Consider the following 15,681-nt stretch of genomic DNA (forward strand, 5'->3'; position numbering starts at 1 on the left):
TGGGCGATCAGTGCGGAGCGGAACCAGGCGGCGGCGCCGCCAGGAGCGCTGCGCCCTCTTGGGGCCCGGGAGGCTCCGGAGCCCCGGGAGTTCCGGGAGTGCCGTGAAGCAGGGGAGCTCCGGAATCCGCCGGCGCCGGTCCTTGGGCTGAAGCGGCGCCCACGCGGGCCCGGGCCTTGGACACCCCCAGCCAGTAGCCGATCACGCCCGCCCCCACAGCCGCCTGCAGGGCAAAGAGCAGCGAGGCAATCTCATTGCTGGACGGCTCCAGCACCGGGTGGAACCACGGCTGGTAGTCGGGGGCGATGCGGGTGATGGCCTGTTGCGCGCGGCTGTCCGCACCTTCGAAGAGTTCTCCGGCGGTGCCGGTTTCGTCCACCGGGCCGTGTCCCACCCAGATCAGCGGCACGACGGTGAGCGCGACCACGGCGGCCCACATCAGCCAGGTCCTGATGCGGCTGCCGTGGCTGCTGTTGCTGTTGCTGTTGCTGTTGCTGTTGCTGTTGCTGTTGCTGTTGCGGCTCATGGCGTGGCCCTCCGCAGCAAGGCCAGCACCGGCATGCGCTGCAATTCCCGCGCATTGAACTGCGCCATCGCATTGACCACCAGCACCGTGAGCAGCCCTTCGGTGATGGCCAGCGGCAACTGGGTGACGGCGAAGATGCCGGCGAATTTCTCGAAGGACAGCAGCACGCCGCCCACCGGATCCGGAAAGGCCAGCGCCAGTTGCAGCGACGTGGTGACGTAGGTGGCCAGGTCCCCCAGGCAGGCGGCGAGAAACACCGCCGGGCTGCGCGACAGGCCGGAGAGGCAGGCCAGCCGGAACACGCCGAACGCGACGAACGGTCCGACGATGGCCATGGAAAAGACGTTGGCGCCCAGGGTGGTGAGGCCGCCATGGGCCAGCAGCAGGGCCTGGAACAGCAGCACCACAAAGCCCACCGGCACCATGGCCGCAGGGCCGAACAGCAAGGCGCCCAGCCCCACCCCGGTGGGGTGGGAGCAGCTGCCGGTGACTGACGGCAATTTCAGGGCGGACAGCAGGAAAGCAAACGCGGCACTGACCCCCAGCAGCATCCGGTGCTCCGGATGCGCGCGCAGGCGCCGTCCGGCCGAAGCCAGGCCGATAGCCAGAAAGGGTGCGGACGCCACCGTCCACGCCAGCGCATGCTTGAAAGGCAGGAAGCCCTCCATGATGTGCATTCGATACCTCCCGTCGAATGGTTCAAACTGAACACCAATCGATCGGGGAACGGCGGCAACATCGGCAGCCCGCGGAGCTGCGCAGGCGCAGGGCGGGTCCGACAGCGGCTTCCCTCGCCCCGGGGAATGGTGCTGACATCTGCCATCGGGCCGGTATTCTGGCTCGCCGTCATCCTCACCTGCGCCTTCCCGTGAGATTCACAGTGGCTCGTGCAGGGTCGTCTGGCTTACAGCAGCGGGGGCTGCACCGGACTGGCGGTCGGAACTGGTCCGACCGCGTCACCGGTTTCCCGTTTAACGTTCCTCCCGGCAGGAAGGAACGCACCCAAGGCGAGGCGGATGTTACCTTAGCCCGCCACGCGCAGTTGCTCGGTCACCGCCAGACCTTCCATCGCCGGATCGGACACCGACGGCAGACCGGTCTCGATGTGGCCCGCGAAGCGGCGCAGGAAGTCCGCCTGTCCGCCCACCCGCACCGACACGTCATACCAGTGGGCGCTGGCGGCCACCGGAATGCGGACGACGCTGCTGCTGCGCGGCGGCACATTGACCGTCTGCGGCGGCACCTGGCGATACTTGTTGTGGACCACGGTGAAGCTGGCCGCCACCGGGCCGGTGTTGGTCAGGGTGAGCACCAGGTCGCCCGCAGCGGCTTCGGCGCGGGCCACCACGTCCGGATTGGGCTGGCCGGCTGCGGCGGCGCGACGGGCATTGCCCGCCAGATGCCGGTGGAAGCCATTGGGGCCGACCACCCAGAGGTCATAGGCACCGCTGGCCATCGGGCTGAAGCTGCCGGTGAGCTGCTTGCCGGCTTCAACGGTGTAGCGGCGCGGCAGTTCAGACAGGCGCAGCCGGTCATACACGTGGAAGACGGCAGCGGCACGCCCGGTGTTGTCGAAGCTCACCGTGACGCTGGTGGCGCCGAGCGCCGCCGAGGGTGTGATGCGGGCACTGACCTGCAGGTCATAGGGCAGGGGACGGGCCGGGCGCACACCGGCCGCCTGACGCGGGGCTGCGGTGCTGCCAGGCACCGGCGGCGTGGTGGTGTTGGGCAGGGCCCGGGCGCGGTTGGCCAGTGCCACCGTGCTCGGCAGCTTGGAGAAGAACTCGCTGTCTTCCGGATCGGCGAAGTTGAAGCAGGAGGTCAGGTCCCCGGCCACGGCGCGGCGCCAGGCGCTGATGTTGGGCTCCATCACCCCGAAGCGCGCTTCCACGAAACGCAGCACCGACGTGTGGTCCGCCACCTGCGAATTGACCCAGCCGCCCTTGCTCCACGGCGACACCACATACATCGGCACGCGGGGCCCCATGCCGTAGGGACGGTGCAGATACTGCGGCGACGAGCCGTTGAGGATCTCGTGATATTCACCCGTGGTGTCGACGGTGGAGGCACCGGCCAGCACCGCCTTGGTCTTGTCCGCATCCCAGGTCACGTAGGACGGCGCAGCGGGCGGCGGCACGTGGTCGAAGAAGCCGTCGTTCTCGTCGAAGTTGATGAACAGCACCGTCTTGCTCCACACCTCCGGATTGGCGGTGAGGGCGTCCAGCACCTTGGCGGTGTAGTCCGCCCCCTGGGCCGGGCTCGACGGGCCCGGATGCTCCGACCCCTCGGCCGTGGCCACGATCCACGACACCTGCGGCAGGCGGTTGTTCAGCACGTCCTCGCGCAGCAGGTCCAGGTCGCGGGTGGAGATGCCGCGGTCCTTCAGCGCCTGCGAATAGCCCGGGCGCTGGTACCAACCATCCCGGAAGGCCTTGAAGCCGGCCAGCGAGTTGTCGGTGAAGTTGTCATTCATGTTCTGGTAGACCTGCCAGCGGATGCCGGCGGCCTGCAGACGTTCCGGATAGGTGGTCCAGGTGTAGTCGTCCGCCGGGTTCTCATTGAACCAGTCGTGGCTGTTGTCGGTGGACGGTCCATTGCCCTTGCGAAGCGGGTCGTTGGTGCCGGTCCAGAGGAACAGACGGTTGGTGTTGGTGCCGGTCTGGGTGGCGCAGTGATAGGCGTCACACAGGGTGAAGGCATTGGCCAGCGCGTATTGGAAGGGCAGGTCGGTGGACTGGTAATGACCCATCGAATGGTTCTGCTTGGCGCGCGGCCAGGCATTCATGCGGCCCTGGTCCCAGGCGGCCTGGGCATCGTTCCACGAATGCGGTGTGCCGCTGACGCGCATGACCGAGAAGTTCTGCGTCGTGTTGAGATGGAAAGGGGTGATGGCCGGCACGGCGGTGCCAGCAGCGGTTGGCTGGGTCCAGACCGTTTTGCCGGTGATGCCGGCGGCGGGCAGGTCCGCCACCGGAACGGGGAAGGGATCCGCAAAACCGCGCACCCCATTGAGGGTGCCGAAGTAGTGGTCGAAGGACCGGTTTTCCTGCGTCAGGATGACGATGTGCTCAACGTCCTGGATGGTGCCGGTTCGCCGCGCTGCGGGAATGGAAAGGGCGCGTGCAATGGCGGGCGGGAAGCTCGCCAGGGCCGCAGTGGCGCCGGCCGTGCCGGCCATGGCGCGCAGGAAGCTGCGGCGGGCGGGCGTGTGGCCGGCGGGGGCGGTGTCCGCTGTGCCGGCGAGGTCGACTGCTTGGGAATCGAAGGGCTTTTGGCTCATGACAGGCTCCGGGCGATCAGACGGGACGACGGCGACGGGCGACGAAGGCCACGAGGCCCAGGCCGGCCAGGGTCAGCACCGCGGCACCGGGCTCCGGCACGGCCGAGGCGAAGGTGAGGTCGTCCATCACGAAGTTGGCAGGGTCGTTGCTGCGGAAGACCAGACGGTCCACCAGCCCGGCGTAGTTCGACGCCAGGAACACCGGCGAATCGCTCAGGTTCAGCGTCGCGGTGCTGGCCACCAGGGTGTTGCCGCTGTAGAGGTCAATGGTGACGGAGACGCCGTCATAACCGGCAAACCAGGCGCCGGTGAAGCTGCTGGCGGCGTTGAAGCGAATGGCGCTGGAATCGGAAGAGCCGTCCCAGCCGAGGGTCGCGCGACGGTTGCCGGAATGGGCCGCAAAGGGGGCCTGCTCGCCGGCATATTGGAACCAGCTGCTGCCGGACCAGTCGAGGCCGCCATAGTTGACCGGCACATACCCGTCGGCGCCGAGGTCATCGAAGTTGAGGACGGTGGCGGAAGCGGAGGCGGTGCCGAGGGCCAGTGCCAGCGGGATTGCCAATGGGATCGCCAGGCGGGAAGCGAGCAGGGAAAGAGAACGACGCATGAAAAAACTCCTGAGGTGCGGACCGGGAATGCGGCTGCATCTTCAGCAGGCTCTTTGACAGTCGGGTGAAGGCACTGTGTCAGCGTGCGGGCCGCTGACGCGCGGAGCCCGTCATTGCGCGGATGTGGTGGCCATGCGTGGAATCGCTGTCCCATGAAACAGGTCGGTTACCGCGATGTCGCAGCACTGTCACGGTGCGCATTCGCGACCGATTGCATTGAAATGCTTACGAATGGAGACGAAGTGAGGGTTGGCAGGGACACAATGTGACGAAGTGGTAAAGCGCTTTCAGGGAATATCGCGAGCCTTGTCTATCGCTCTCGATCGTCCTCATGAACTGCCCCCGCCCGCCTTTGAATTCCTGCATTGCCGCCCTGCTGGCGGCAGCGTCGCTGACGGCCTGTGGGGGAGGGACGGAGAAAGACTCGGGCACAGCCAACCCGGCTGCGCCGCCGCCGTCGGCCGCTCCGGCACCTGGACCAGCGGCGGGGCCGGCACCTGCACCCGCGCCTGCACCCTCGCCAGCACCAGCACCAGCACCAGCACCCGGTCCTTCGCCGGCCCCCGCGCCAGGTCCTTTGCCTGCTCCCGCACCGACCCCGGCGCCATCGCCATCGCCAGCACCCGCTCCGTCACCCGCTCCGTCACCCACGCCGGCGCCTGCGCCGTCCCCGGCCGGCGACCTGTCGGTGCCGGCCACTGGCAGCTTTGCGCTGCCGTTCAGCGTGGCCGCGGACGGCCGCATCCTGGACGCTCAAGGTGCCGTCGTCTCACTGCGGGGCGTGAACTGGTTTGGCTTCGAGACGCCGGACCTGGTCGCCCACGGTCTGTGGGAGCGCAATTACAAGGACATGATCACGCAGATGAAGACGCTGGGTTTCAATGCCGTGCGTCTGCCTTTCTGCCCGATGACGATCCGTTCCACCGGCCGTCCGAGTGGAGCGCTCAACACCAGCCTCAATCCCGACCTCGCCAACAAGACACCGCTGCAGGTGCTGGACCGTGTGGTGGCCGAATTCGCGACCAATGGTTTCTATGTGCTGCTGGACCACCACCGTCCGGACTGCAATGCCATCTCCACCACGCCGCAAATCACTGGGTATTCGCTCGATCAATGGGTGGCCGATCTGCAATTCGTGGCGGACCGCTACAAGAATGTGCCGAACGTCTTTGCCATTGACCTGAAGAATGAGCCGCACAGCATTGGCGGCGGCGGCGCCTTCTGGGGCACGGGTGACATCAACAATGACTGGAAGCTGGCAGCGGAGAAGGCCGGCAGCGCGGTGCTGGCCACCAACAGCCAACTGCTGGTGTTTGTGGAAGGCGTGTCCGACAACGGCGGCCGCTGTGAAAACACCGATGCCCACTGGTGGGGGGGCAACATCGAGCCGATCAGCTGCTATCCGATCGACTCGGCCAAGATTCCACGCAGCAAGCTGGTGCTGTCGCCGCATATCTATGGCCCGTCGGTGAGCAATCAACCCTATTTCAATGACGGGACCGGATTCCCGAACAACATGCCGGCCATCTGGCAGAACCAGTTGGGCCGCTTCATGGGGGACCATGCGGTGGTGCTGGGGGAGTTCGGCGGCAAGTTCGTCGACAAGGACCGCCAGTGGTCGGTGAAATTTGTCGACTGGCTCAAGTGCAAGGGCGTGCGCAACTTCTTCTACTGGTCCTGGAATCCGAACTCCGGCGACACTGGAGGCATCCTGCAGGATGACTGGCGGACGGTCTCCCAGGACAAGTACAACAACCTCAAGCGCCTGTGGGACGGATCGGCCGCTGACGCCAGCGTGTGCCGGTAAAGGGGGGCTAACTCAGCCAGGCCGGGAGAGGGCATCCGGCTCCGGGGTGTGACACACCACGCAGAGCTTGTTGCCATCGAGGTCCCTGAAGTAGGCGCCGTAATAGTGCGCGTGATAGGCCGGCCGCAGTCCGGGCGGCCCTTCATCCCGACCGCCACTGCCCAATGCCAGTGCATAGGCGGCATCCACCTGATCCCGTGTGACCACCTGAAACGCGATCATCGTGCCATTGCCGGCCATCGCGGGTTCGCCATTGATGGGACTGCCAATCACAAACAGGGGACGCAGCCCCGGCGACGTCTCCCAGCCCGCCCAGGGCCGGCTGAGATCGCAGAAGCGCTCGCGTGCGCCGATCAGGTCCATCAAAGGATCGTAGAACGCCTTGGCCCGTGCGAAATCGGTGACGCCGACGAAGACGTGAGAGAACATGCCCGCTCCATTCATGCCATGGCGTCAGCAGCTTACTCCAGGCGAACAATGAGCGTGCAAGGTTTCCGCGTGGGCGTCCCTCAATGCAGTGAATGGGGCCACTGCGCCCTATGGGTAGGCCCGCGTGAGCGGTGATGCAGGGCTTCCTTACCATTTATTGCGGGCCATTAACGACCCGTCAAGCACACTGACTGCTTCCCCAAGTCAACCAGGCATTGTCATCATGCGAGCTCTCCCCCGTCGATTCCTGCTGCGCACCAGTTGGGTGGCCCTGGCCTTCGGTGCCATGGCGCCGGCGCATGCGGCGCTCACCGTCCATGTGGCCCAGGACACCTGGTCGGGGGGCTTTTGCTCGCATGTGACCCTTCGGAATGCCGGCACCGCCGTCAGTGGCGCCTGGACCCTGCAGTTCGATCTGCCCGCCGGTCAGTTGAACAACAGCTGGAACGGCCAGTTCACCCGCACGGCCACCGGCTACGCGGTCAAGGGCGTGAGCTGGAACACCCCGGCAGCCGCGGGCCAGAGTTTTGAAGTCGGTTTCTGCGGCACCGGCAGCGCCCCGAGCGCCTCCAGCTTCCGCATCAGCGAGTCCGGGGCACCGGCGCCTGCGCCGGCCCCAACGCCTGCACCGTCGCCTGCACCGTCACCGTCCCCGGCGCCTTCGCCAGCGCCGGCCCCCGCGCCGACGCCCGCTCCCGCACCCGCTCCCACGCCCGCCCCGGCGCCTGCACCGACGCCCGCTCCCGCTCCGGCACCGGCGCCCGCCCCGACCCCTGGCGGTGATCTCTCCGTCTCCGCCACGGGCCAGTTCGCACTGCCCTTCAATGTCGCCACCGATGGTCGCATCGTGGATGCCAAAGGCGCCATCGTCTCCCTGCGCGGCGTGAACTGGTTCGGCTTCGAAACCCCGGACCTGGTGGCCCACGGCCTGTGGCAGCGCAATTACAAGGACATGATCGGGCAGATGAAGACTCTGGGCTTCAATGCCGTGCGTCTGCCCTTCTGCCCGACGACGATCCGCTCCACCGGCCGGCCCAGCGGTGCGCTGAATGTCGGCGTCAATGCAGACCTTGCCAACAAGACGCCGCTGCAGGTCCTGGATCGCATCGTCGCGGAATTCGCCACCCAGGGCTTCTATGTGCTGCTGGACCACCACCGTCCGGACTGCAATGCCATCTCCACCACGCCGCAGATCAATGGCTATTCATTGGACCAATGGGTGGCTGATCTGCAATTCGTGGCGGACCGCTACAAGAATGTGCCCAATGTCTTCGCCATTGATCTGAAGAATGAGCCGCACAGCATTGGCGGCAGTGGCGCTTTCTGGGGCACCGGCGACATCAACAATGACTGGAAGCTGGCGGCAGAGAAGGCCGGCAGTGCGGTGTTGGCCACCAACAGCAAACTGCTGGTGTTTGTGGAAGGCGTGTCCGACAACGGCGGCCGCTGCGAAAACCCGGATGGCCACTGGTGGGGCGGCAACATCGAGCCCTACAGCTGCTATCCGATCGACAGCACCAAAATTCCGCGCAGCAAGCTGGTGCTCTCGCCGCATATCTATGGCCCGTCGGTGAGCAACCAGTCCTACTTCAATGACGGCACGGGTTTCCCCAACAACCTGCCGGCCATCTGGCAAAACCAGCTGGGTCGATTCATGGGCCAGAACGCGGTGGTGCTGGGGGAGTTTGGCGGTCGCTTCACCGACAAGGACCGCCAGTGGCAGGTGAAGTTTGTCGACTGGCTCAAGTGCAAGGGCGTGCGCAACTTCTTCTACTGGTCCTGGAATCCGAATTCGGGTGACACCGGCGGCATCCTGCAGGACGACTGGCAGACCGTCTCTCAGGACAAGTACAACAACCTGAAGCGTCTGTGGGACGGCTCGGCGGTAGACGCGAACGTCTGCAAATAAGCCGGCGCGCGGCGGCCCCGTTCATCAACGGCGGCCGCTGTGCGAGCCGGCCGCGCGGATGCAGTCACTGCAGTCGCTGATGCATCTGACGCCGCTGCGTGAGTCGACCGCGCCGCTGCAGTGACTGCGGCCGCAAAAATGCCGCTGACCCCGCTGACCCCGCTGATGCGGTCTTTCAGCCGCGCGCCGCAGGCCGCAGGTAATAGACATCGAATTCACCTTCGTGGGTGAATTCGAATCCATGGCGCCGGTAGAACCGGTTGGCGTCACTCTGCTTCAGAGCGCCCAGCCGGATGGCGGCGCCTGCTTCATCCGCCTGCGAGCACAGCCGCTGCAGGACGGCACCGCCAATGCCGCGACCCTGCACCGCCGGATGCAGATACAAATGCTCCAGGTGCCAGGTCGGCGCCTCCTGCGATGGCTCTGTCGGCACGTTGTTCCGCGGCTCACTGGGCGGCTCACTTGGCAGCCCGTTCGGCGGCCCATCCGACGGCTTATTCGGCGGCTTATTTGGCGACTTATTTGGCGACTTATTTGGCGCTTCATTTATCGCGGCATTCGAGGCCTCACTCGTCGCTTCTCGTCGCAGCACCAGGAACCCCACGAACGCGCCGTCCAGGTGAATGCTCGACGTCTGCGCAGGCACAAAGCTGTTCAGAAAACGCTCACGCGCACGCACCGGGTCAAAACGGCCGACTCTTTCGAGACTCTCGCGCATCGCTTCCACCCGCAATGACGCCAGGCGGTCGGCATCGGCCGTTGTGACCGGTACCAGAGTGATGAGGGGGTGGGTTTGCAGGGACATCGGAGGGGGCAAAGGGTGGGAGTCTCCGGGCGAGAATCATCCTCCAGGGTCCCGATGGGATCCTTCGCATGAACGCTGCCCGGTGAGTGACTGATGCATCTGTTGAGGCTGATTGTGCTGTGTGCGCTGATGGGGGTCGGCGGCGGCTGCCTGGCCCAGCCGAACGCGTGGCGGGTGCTGGTGCATGCCAGCGGCCCCTACGACCTCAGCGAGCGGTATGTGCGGGAGCTGATCGCCCTGGCGCTTGAGAAGGGCAACCCGCCCGGCACCGAGGTGCAGATCGACCTCACCGAGCCGATGAGCAAGTCCCGCGCCATCGCGGTGCTGAGGGAGGGCCAGCGTGCCGGCTTTGTGTTGAACATCGCCGGGCCAGTGGCCGACGCACCACTGATCCGCATCGGCATGCCCACCTTCTTCGGCGTGTCGGACTACCGCATCTGCTTCGGGCGACCGGGGCTGCAGCGGGAGGTGGATCGCATCCGCAGCGTCCGCGACCTGCAGCGCTACACCTTCGCCCACGGTCTGGGCTGGGCGGACACGCCGGTGCTGCGCGCCAATGGGCTGCAGGTGCTGGAGGTGCAGCGCATCGATTCCATTTTCAAGATGATGCGTCTGGGCCGCGTGGACCTCTTTTGCCGCAACCTGCTGGAGGTGCTGCCGGAAGTGAGCGCCGCGCCGCCGGACGTGAACGTGCTGGACGGATTCCTGCTGCGTTATCCGGCGCCGCATTACCTCTATGTCCACGAGCGGGACCGGGCACTGGCCGAGGTGCTGCAGACCGGCCTGACCGCCGCCGTGCGCGACGGCTCCGCGCAGGCGCTGCTGCGCCGTCATCTGAAGGCCACGCAGCAGCGATTCGATCTGAAGAGCCGCCGGGTGATTCCACTGGCCGGCGGTTATGACTATCCGCATGAGGGCCTGCCACGGCTGGAATTCCTGCCGTGACCGACCGCCTTACGCCGAAGCCTGCCCCTGCAGCACCTTGAGAATGTCGTAGCAGGCGCCCATGGTGTGATAGTCCACCTTGCCGGCGGGGCTCTTCTCATCGCTGTACTTGCGATTGGTGCGGTCGAGGATGCGATACCAGGCGCCATGCTGGTGATCCACCAAATGGGTCCAGCTGTAAGCCCAGAGGCGCTCATACCAGTTCCAGTAGACCGCGTCGCCGGTGCGGGCGGCCAACAGGGCGGCGGCCGCCATGCTTTCGGCCTGCACCCAGAAATACTTGTCGGCATCACAGACGGTCAGATCCGGCGCCAGTGAATAACACAGGCCGCCGTGCTCCGGGTCCCAGCCGTGACGCACGGCCACCTGGAAGAGTTTCGAGGCGGTCGGCAGCATCCAGCTCACATCCTGACCCAGCGCGTCGCCATGGCGCTCCAGCTGCAGCAGCAGCTTGGTCCATTCGGTGAAGTGACCCGGCTGGTAGCCCCAGGGGCGGAACAGGTTGGCCGGATCATGCTTGTTGAACATCCAGTCCGGCTGCCAGTGGGTGTTGTAGTGCTCCCAGATCAGTCCGCCGCAACGCTCGGCCTGGCGACGGGTGATGTGGCCGGCAATCAGCGCCGCCCGTTGCAGGTAATGGGCCTCGCCCGTCGCGTCGTACGCCGCGAGCATCGCTTCGCAGGCATGCATGTTGGCGTTCTGGCCCCGGTAAGGCGAGAGGGTCTGCCAGTCGGCGCTGGCCTCGTCGGCATACAGGCCGTCCGCCGCATTGAAGAACCGGCGCTCCATCAGTTCGAAGGTCTCCGCCAGCCAGGGCCGCGCTTCCTCCACGCCCGCCATCACGGCATGCGCATACGCCAGCAGCACAAAGGCCATGCCATAGGCGTGACGGGTGCCGTCCAGCACGGTGGCGTGACCCTGTCGCCAGTCGAGCAGCCAGGTGTAGCCGCCCTGCACCGGGTCGAAGTGGGCGTCGCGCAGGAAGCGGACGCCATGCCTCACGCCTTCGAGATAGGCCGGATCACCAAAACGGCGGAAGGCCATGGCGTAGGTGAAGACAAAACGGGTGCTGCTCACCAGGTGACGCTGATGCGCGTCGTAGACGGTGCCGTCGTCCTTGAAAAAGTGGAAGAAGCCGCCGCTGGGGTCGATGCAGCGCGGGTGATAGAAGGCCATGGTGTGGCTGACGTGGGCCAGCAGGACGTCGGGGTCGCGGAAGTCGGGCAGGTTGGGCATGGATGCAAGTCGTGTGGGTGGAAGAGCCGGGACGCCGGGCAACGGCTGTGAAGGGGTTGTCTGCAGTGGCGGAGGACCGGCGCAGCTAATCGATGCAGGAGCTGTCCCGCACCACCAGCGTCACCGGCATCACCTGTTCCTGCGGTGCATCGCCGGGCGCTGCCTGCAGCAACATCGCCAGGCCCTGTGCGCCGAGCGCTTCCTTGTCCACCCGCACCGTGCTGAGCGGTGGATGGGCATGGGCCGCGGCGCTGATGTCATCAAAGCCCACGATGGCAATGTCCTGCGGCACCCGCAGTCCGGCGCCCAGGCAATGCTGCATCGCCACCAGGGCGGCGCTGTCGTTGAAGCAGACGACGGCATCCGGGCGTTTGCGCAGTTGCAGCAGTTGGCGCATGGCCGCGGTCACACCAGCATCGCCATCGCCCAAATGGGCGGCGACCACTTCCAGGTCCGGGTCCGCCTGGATGCCCGCCTCAAACAGCGCCCGGCGATAGCCCAGCGCCCGCTGATGCAGGCTGTAATGCGCGGGCGAGCCGGTGATGACGGCGATCTGTCGCCGCCCGGTCCGCAGCAGGTGGCTGGTGGCCTGAAAGGCGCCGTGCTGGTGGTCCGGATTCACCGAAGGGATGCCGTGACGGTGCATGTCCACCAGCACCATCGGTTTGCCGGTGCGGCGCAGGCTGTCCAGGATTTCCGGCTCGAAGTAACCGGCGCACAGATAGGCGTCGAGCTGCTGCACCCGGGACTGGTCGATGACCCGGTCGGTGGGGCCGGCCACGATGAAGGACAGCGTCAGCCCTTCACGGCGGCAGACGGCTTCCGCCCCATGCAGCACCGACGAGAAAAACGGACTGGAGGCCAGGGTGTTGTGCTGGCTGTGCAGCAAAAAGCCCACGCGCCGCAGCCGGTGTCGCCGCAACTGCGACAGGTCATAACCCAGCTGCGTGGCCCAGTCGAGCACGATCTGGCGGGTGTGCGACGACAGCCCCGCCTGGTTGCGCAGCCCGCGCGACACCGTGCCGATCGACAGGCCGGATGCCTTGGCAATATCGCGGATGGTGACGGCGCTCATGGGTGACGGCAATTCTTCAGGGCGCGGGGAGCGCCGGTCAATCGAAGCCGTCGATTCTGACGCGTTGTTTAGTGATGTTTACAAAACAACGGCCATGGTGGGGCCGGGCGCTCAGGCGTGGACAGGGGGCGTGTTGTCCTGGGCTGCAGCCTGGGCGGCCAGCTCGGCCGCCTTGTCCTCAATCGCCTGCCACAGGGTGGCGCTCACATCCTTGGCGCCGGCGAGGCCCGCGCGGCCGGCATAGTCCACCAGCATGCCGCAGGTGACCTGGTCCTGAGCGGGCGGGCAGACGAAGCGGTAGAGGTTGCCGGAGCTGGTCTTGGCAATGCGGGCCACCCGGTCCACGCCGCTGAGCGAGGAGGTGATGCGCACCGTGCCCGGGCCCAGCTCGCTGGCGATGTGAAGCTTGCCCATGGGGGAGCGGAACGCCCGCCAGGGGCCCAGCACCACCATCGACGCCGGTTCACTCAGGAGAGCATCGCTGTCGCGATCGCCGCTGGCATTGCTGCGGCCATTGCTGCTGGCATTGCTGCGGGCGTCGCTACGGCCATCGCTCTCGCTGCTGCCAGGGCTTTCGCTGTTGTTGGACTTGCCGATGTCGGACATGAAGTGCGGACCAGAGCGTGCGGCCGGGGCGCACCAGACCTGCCAGTCTAGCGAGCCCCTCGCCAAAGGGGTTATCCAGGAGGGTATCCAGGGCTTCTGTGTGTTCCCAGATCGCCCGTCACGCGGTGTAGCGGGCGCTGAGTTTGGTGTAAAGCGGTTTGCCCTTGCGCAGTTCCACGGTGAAGATCTGCTTGGAACGCATGCGGGCCAGCGTGCGGCCGCCCAGGCCGACTTCTTCCACCACGTCGGTCTGCACGTCCGCCGATTTGCCGTCGGGCGACAGGACCAGCGACTGGATGTGCAGGTTGATGTTGACCTGCATGCCGGTTTCATTGGCCTTGGCGAACGATTCGCGCAGGTAGTCGCACCACTCGCCCTTGCTGAAGCTGCGGATGTCGGAGCCGGAGAACTTGAACAGCACCAGGCGGATGTCCGCATCGTCGGCGATCTGGTCGCACAGCGCGGTGGCATTGCGATTGGCCGACGCCTGAAGTCCGGTGTGGATCATGTCCTGCACCATCTCCTCGTTCAGCTTGGCCGGCTTGCAGCCAGTGGCCAGGGCCGCGAACAAGAGCGTGGTGGCAATCAGCCCGACGGGGCGTGGAAATGTCCAGCCAGCAATGGCCATGATGTGGATCCTCCCGGTGGCGCGCACTGGCGGTGGCCGGGCCGGGACCCTGCAAAGGGCCGAAACAGCCGGGACCCGCTCCGCTCCACAGGCGGACGGCGCATCTCGTGTTGGTGAAGCCGCCATTCTGCCTTTTTTCAGGCGGCAAGCGCCGGTTTCAGCCTGCGCCGAGCTTCAACTCCAGGACATCGTCCCCCAACGTGTCGCGTTCTCCCGTCGGCGTCCAGCCCAGGCGCCGGTAAAAACCGAAGGACCGGTGGGCCGGATTGGACGAGCAGCCCAGAAACAGCCTTTGGTGACCCAGCGACGCCAGATGCGCCACCGTGGCGTCCAGCAGCTGCCGGCCCAGGCCCTGGCCCTCCCACTGCGGGAGCAGGGCCAGCACCACGATTTCGCCGGAATGGGCATCTCCGAAGCAGTAACCGGCGAGCGGCGATCCGGAGGGGGCCACCGCCACGAAGCCAGGCAGGTCGCCTGCCCGCACCTGTGCCGACCAGGATGCTTCGGTGATGCCGAGCTCCGCCAGGCGCGCCGCGGAGACCGCGTTCTCACGGGTGCGGCCTCTCAGATCGATGCAGGCGGCAATGTCGGCGGGCAGGGCGGGGCGCAGGGTCACGGTGGTCATGTCCCAGCATACCGAAGCGCCGGGTCGCTGCGATAGAGTGGCAGGCGCATGAAATACCGACTCTTCCTGCTCGATCTCGACGACACCCTGCTGGACTTCCAGGCCTCGGAACGTGAGGCCTTTGCGCGGCTGCTGAAAAGTCTCGGCCATGACGGGCCGCTGGAGGCGATGTATCGCGACTACCAGGCGATCAACCAGTCACTGTGGCGGCAGTTCGAGCAGGGCGCCGTGGCCAAGGAGGTGCTGAAGGTCGAGCGTTTCCGGGCGACCTTTGCGCGGCATGCGCCGGGCCTGGATGCGGCGGTCGCCAGCGAGCACTATCTGGACACGCTGGCCGACACGGTGGTGCTGATCGACGGCGCGCTGGCGCTGTGCGAGCAACTGGCCGCGCATGGGGAACTGGGGGTCATCACCAACGGCGTGGAGCGCATCCAGACGCGCCGGATCGACGCGTCCGGCCTGTCGCGGTTCATCCGGTTCGTGGCGACCTCGGAAGCCTGCGGCCATGCCAAGCCGGATCCGCGTTTCTTCGAAGATGCGGTGGCCCGGGCCCGCCGGTTCCATCGGCCGGAAACGGTCATCATCGGCGACCGGCTGGATGCCGACATCCTGGGCGCGCAGCGGTTTGGCATCGACAGCTGCTGGTTCAATCCCCGCGGCCTGCCCAATGACACCGCCAAGGACGCCCCCGCGCTGGGCGCACCGCAGGGCGCCATCCTGCCGACCTGCGAAGTGCGCCGGCTGGACGAAGTGGTGCCGACCCTGCGCCGCGTGTCAGCGCGCCAGACGTGAGGCCGGCTTGCGGACGGGCATCGTCTGAGTCCGTTGCGGCGTCGCCGCCGCCCGGAGCGCCGGCGTGTCACCCGGTTCCTGCATGAAACGGGCCCGCTTGCGGATCCGCAGGTAGCCCTTCTTGCGCAGCTGACGCACGGCGGGATAGCTGATCAGGGCGCCCACCGCCGTGGCGCCGCCCCAGGCCGGCACGGCCATCACGAAGCTGCCGAACACCTCGGCACCCCGACCGCCGAACGCATCCGGCCAGAAGCACATGGCGGCAAAGGCGGACACGCCGCAGACCGCCGCCAGGTTGATCACCCGCATCGGGTTCAGGAAACCGCCCAGCAGGGCACCGGCCAGAAAACCGCTGAAGATCCAGTGCTCGAGGTGAAACGCTTGCATGGGGACAACCGGGTGAGGCAAAG

17 protein-coding genes and 1 riboswitch are annotated in these 15,681 nt (G+C 66.4%); of the genes, 4 read left to right on the forward strand and 13 right to left on the reverse strand.

The window, feature by feature from the left end; genetic code table 11:
- Nucleotides 1–7: 7 nt before the first annotated feature.
- The 5 genes from FHS28_RS24630 to FHS28_RS24635 form a co-directional block, all read right to left on the reverse strand.
- Nucleotides 8–526: an energy-coupling factor ABC transporter substrate-binding protein gene (locus tag FHS28_RS24630; RefSeq protein ID WP_221193984.1), complete on the reverse strand. Its 519-nt coding sequence runs from the start codon at nucleotides 524–526 to the stop codon at nucleotides 8–10.
- Nucleotides 523–1,203: an energy-coupling factor ABC transporter permease gene (locus FHS28_RS14405; RefSeq protein ID WP_088451663.1), complete on the reverse strand. Its 681-nt coding sequence runs from the start codon at nucleotides 1,201–1,203 to the stop codon at nucleotides 523–525. Before FHS28_RS14405 ends, FHS28_RS24630 begins: the two co-directional genes overlap by 4 nt.
- A gap of 131 nt (nucleotides 1,204–1,334) precedes the next feature.
- Nucleotides 1,335–1,547: riboswitch (cobalamin riboswitch) on the reverse strand.
- A gap of 3 nt (nucleotides 1,548–1,550) precedes the next feature.
- Nucleotides 1,551–3,806: a phosphocholine-specific phospholipase C gene (locus FHS28_RS14410; protein WP_088451665.1), complete on the reverse strand. Its 2,256-nt coding sequence runs from the start codon at nucleotides 3,804–3,806 to the stop codon at nucleotides 1,551–1,553.
- Between the two features lie 16 nt (nucleotides 3,807–3,822).
- Nucleotides 3,823–4,413: a PEP-CTERM sorting domain-containing protein gene (locus FHS28_RS14415; protein WP_088451667.1), complete on the reverse strand. Its 591-nt coding sequence runs from the start codon at nucleotides 4,411–4,413 to the stop codon at nucleotides 3,823–3,825.
- 330 nt (nucleotides 4,414–4,743) lie between these two features.
- Nucleotides 4,744–5,061 carry a hypothetical protein gene (locus tag FHS28_RS24635; RefSeq protein WP_184294885.1) on the reverse strand — a complete coding sequence of 106 codons (318 nt, stop codon included), beginning with the start codon at nucleotides 5,059–5,061 and terminating at the stop codon, nucleotides 4,744–4,746.
- A 41-nt stretch (nucleotides 5,062–5,102) separates the two neighbouring features.
- On the opposite strand from FHS28_RS24635, the gene FHS28_RS14425 reads away from it, so the two are divergent.
- Nucleotides 5,103–6,221, forward strand: coding sequence for a glycoside hydrolase family 5 protein (locus tag FHS28_RS14425; protein WP_184294888.1), 1,119 nt, complete (start codon nucleotides 5,103–5,105; stop codon nucleotides 6,219–6,221).
- Nucleotides 6,222–6,233: 12 nt separating this feature from the next.
- On the opposite strand, the gene FHS28_RS14430 is transcribed toward FHS28_RS14425, so the two are convergent.
- Nucleotides 6,234–6,650 carry a VOC family protein gene (locus FHS28_RS14430; RefSeq protein WP_088451671.1) on the reverse strand — a complete coding sequence of 139 codons (417 nt, stop codon included), beginning with the start codon at nucleotides 6,648–6,650 and terminating at the stop codon, nucleotides 6,234–6,236.
- 223 nt (nucleotides 6,651–6,873) lie between these two features.
- Here FHS28_RS14430 and FHS28_RS14435 point away from each other — a divergent pair, with 223 nt between their 5' ends.
- Nucleotides 6,874–8,559 carry a cellulase family glycosylhydrolase gene (locus tag FHS28_RS14435; protein WP_184294892.1) on the forward strand — a complete coding sequence of 562 codons (1,686 nt, stop codon included), beginning with the start codon at nucleotides 6,874–6,876 and terminating at the stop codon, nucleotides 8,557–8,559.
- 175 nt (nucleotides 8,560–8,734) lie between these two features.
- On the opposite strand, the gene FHS28_RS24640 is transcribed toward FHS28_RS14435, so the two are convergent.
- The gene (locus FHS28_RS24640) at nucleotides 8,735–8,992 is read right to left on the reverse strand and encodes a GNAT family N-acetyltransferase (protein WP_310736794.1); all 258 of its coding nucleotides are present in this window, start codon (nucleotides 8,990–8,992) and stop codon (nucleotides 8,735–8,737) included.
- A 465-nt stretch (nucleotides 8,993–9,457) separates the two neighbouring features.
- Between FHS28_RS24640 and FHS28_RS14445 the strand changes: the two genes are divergently transcribed.
- Nucleotides 9,458–10,309 carry a transporter substrate-binding domain-containing protein gene (locus FHS28_RS14445; protein WP_088451673.1) on the forward strand — a complete coding sequence of 284 codons (852 nt, stop codon included), beginning with the start codon at nucleotides 9,458–9,460 and terminating at the stop codon, nucleotides 10,307–10,309.
- Nucleotides 10,310–10,318: 9 nt separating this feature from the next.
- Here the strand turns inward: FHS28_RS14445 and FHS28_RS14450 are convergent, their stop codons facing one another.
- The 5 genes from FHS28_RS14450 to FHS28_RS14470 all read right to left on the reverse strand — a co-directional run bounded on the left by FHS28_RS14450 (nucleotide 10,319) and on the right by FHS28_RS14470 (nucleotide 14,479).
- Nucleotides 10,319–11,545 carry an AGE family epimerase/isomerase gene (locus FHS28_RS14450; protein ID WP_088451675.1) on the reverse strand — a complete coding sequence of 409 codons (1,227 nt, stop codon included), beginning with the start codon at nucleotides 11,543–11,545 and terminating at the stop codon, nucleotides 10,319–10,321.
- A gap of 85 nt (nucleotides 11,546–11,630) precedes the next feature.
- Nucleotides 11,631–12,620, reverse strand: a complete 990-nt coding sequence (locus tag FHS28_RS14455) for a LacI family DNA-binding transcriptional regulator (RefSeq protein ID WP_088451677.1) — start codon at nucleotides 12,618–12,620, stop codon at nucleotides 11,631–11,633.
- A gap of 111 nt (nucleotides 12,621–12,731) precedes the next feature.
- On the reverse strand, nucleotides 12,732–13,226 hold the full coding sequence (locus tag FHS28_RS14460) for a hypothetical protein (RefSeq protein WP_088451679.1): 495 nt from the start codon (nucleotides 13,224–13,226) through the stop codon (nucleotides 12,732–12,734).
- Nucleotides 13,227–13,344: 118 nt separating this feature from the next.
- Nucleotides 13,345–13,854 (reverse strand): hypothetical protein, encoded by a 510-nt coding sequence (locus tag FHS28_RS14465; protein WP_088451681.1) that lies wholly within the window; start codon nucleotides 13,852–13,854, stop codon nucleotides 13,345–13,347.
- A gap of 157 nt (nucleotides 13,855–14,011) precedes the next feature.
- Nucleotides 14,012–14,479 carry a GNAT family N-acetyltransferase gene (locus FHS28_RS14470; protein WP_088451683.1) on the reverse strand — a complete coding sequence of 156 codons (468 nt, stop codon included), beginning with the start codon at nucleotides 14,477–14,479 and terminating at the stop codon, nucleotides 14,012–14,014.
- Between the two features lie 48 nt (nucleotides 14,480–14,527).
- Between FHS28_RS14470 and FHS28_RS14475 the strand changes: the two genes are divergently transcribed.
- Entirely contained in the window at nucleotides 14,528–15,271 is a 744-nt protein-coding gene (locus FHS28_RS14475) for a YjjG family noncanonical pyrimidine nucleotidase (protein WP_088451685.1), read from the forward strand.
- Here FHS28_RS14475 and FHS28_RS14480 read toward each other — a convergent pair.
- The gene (locus tag FHS28_RS14480; RefSeq protein WP_088451687.1) at nucleotides 15,254–15,658 is read right to left on the reverse strand and encodes a hypothetical protein; all 405 of its coding nucleotides are present in this window, start codon (nucleotides 15,656–15,658) and stop codon (nucleotides 15,254–15,256) included. The genes FHS28_RS14475 and FHS28_RS14480 overlap by 18 nt on opposite strands.
- Nucleotides 15,659–15,681 lie beyond the last annotated feature (23 nt).

The sequence above is a fragment of the Roseateles terrae genome (genome assembly GCF_014192155.1).
Lineage (GTDB): Bacteria > Pseudomonadota > Gammaproteobacteria > Burkholderiales > Burkholderiaceae_C > Roseateles > Roseateles terrae.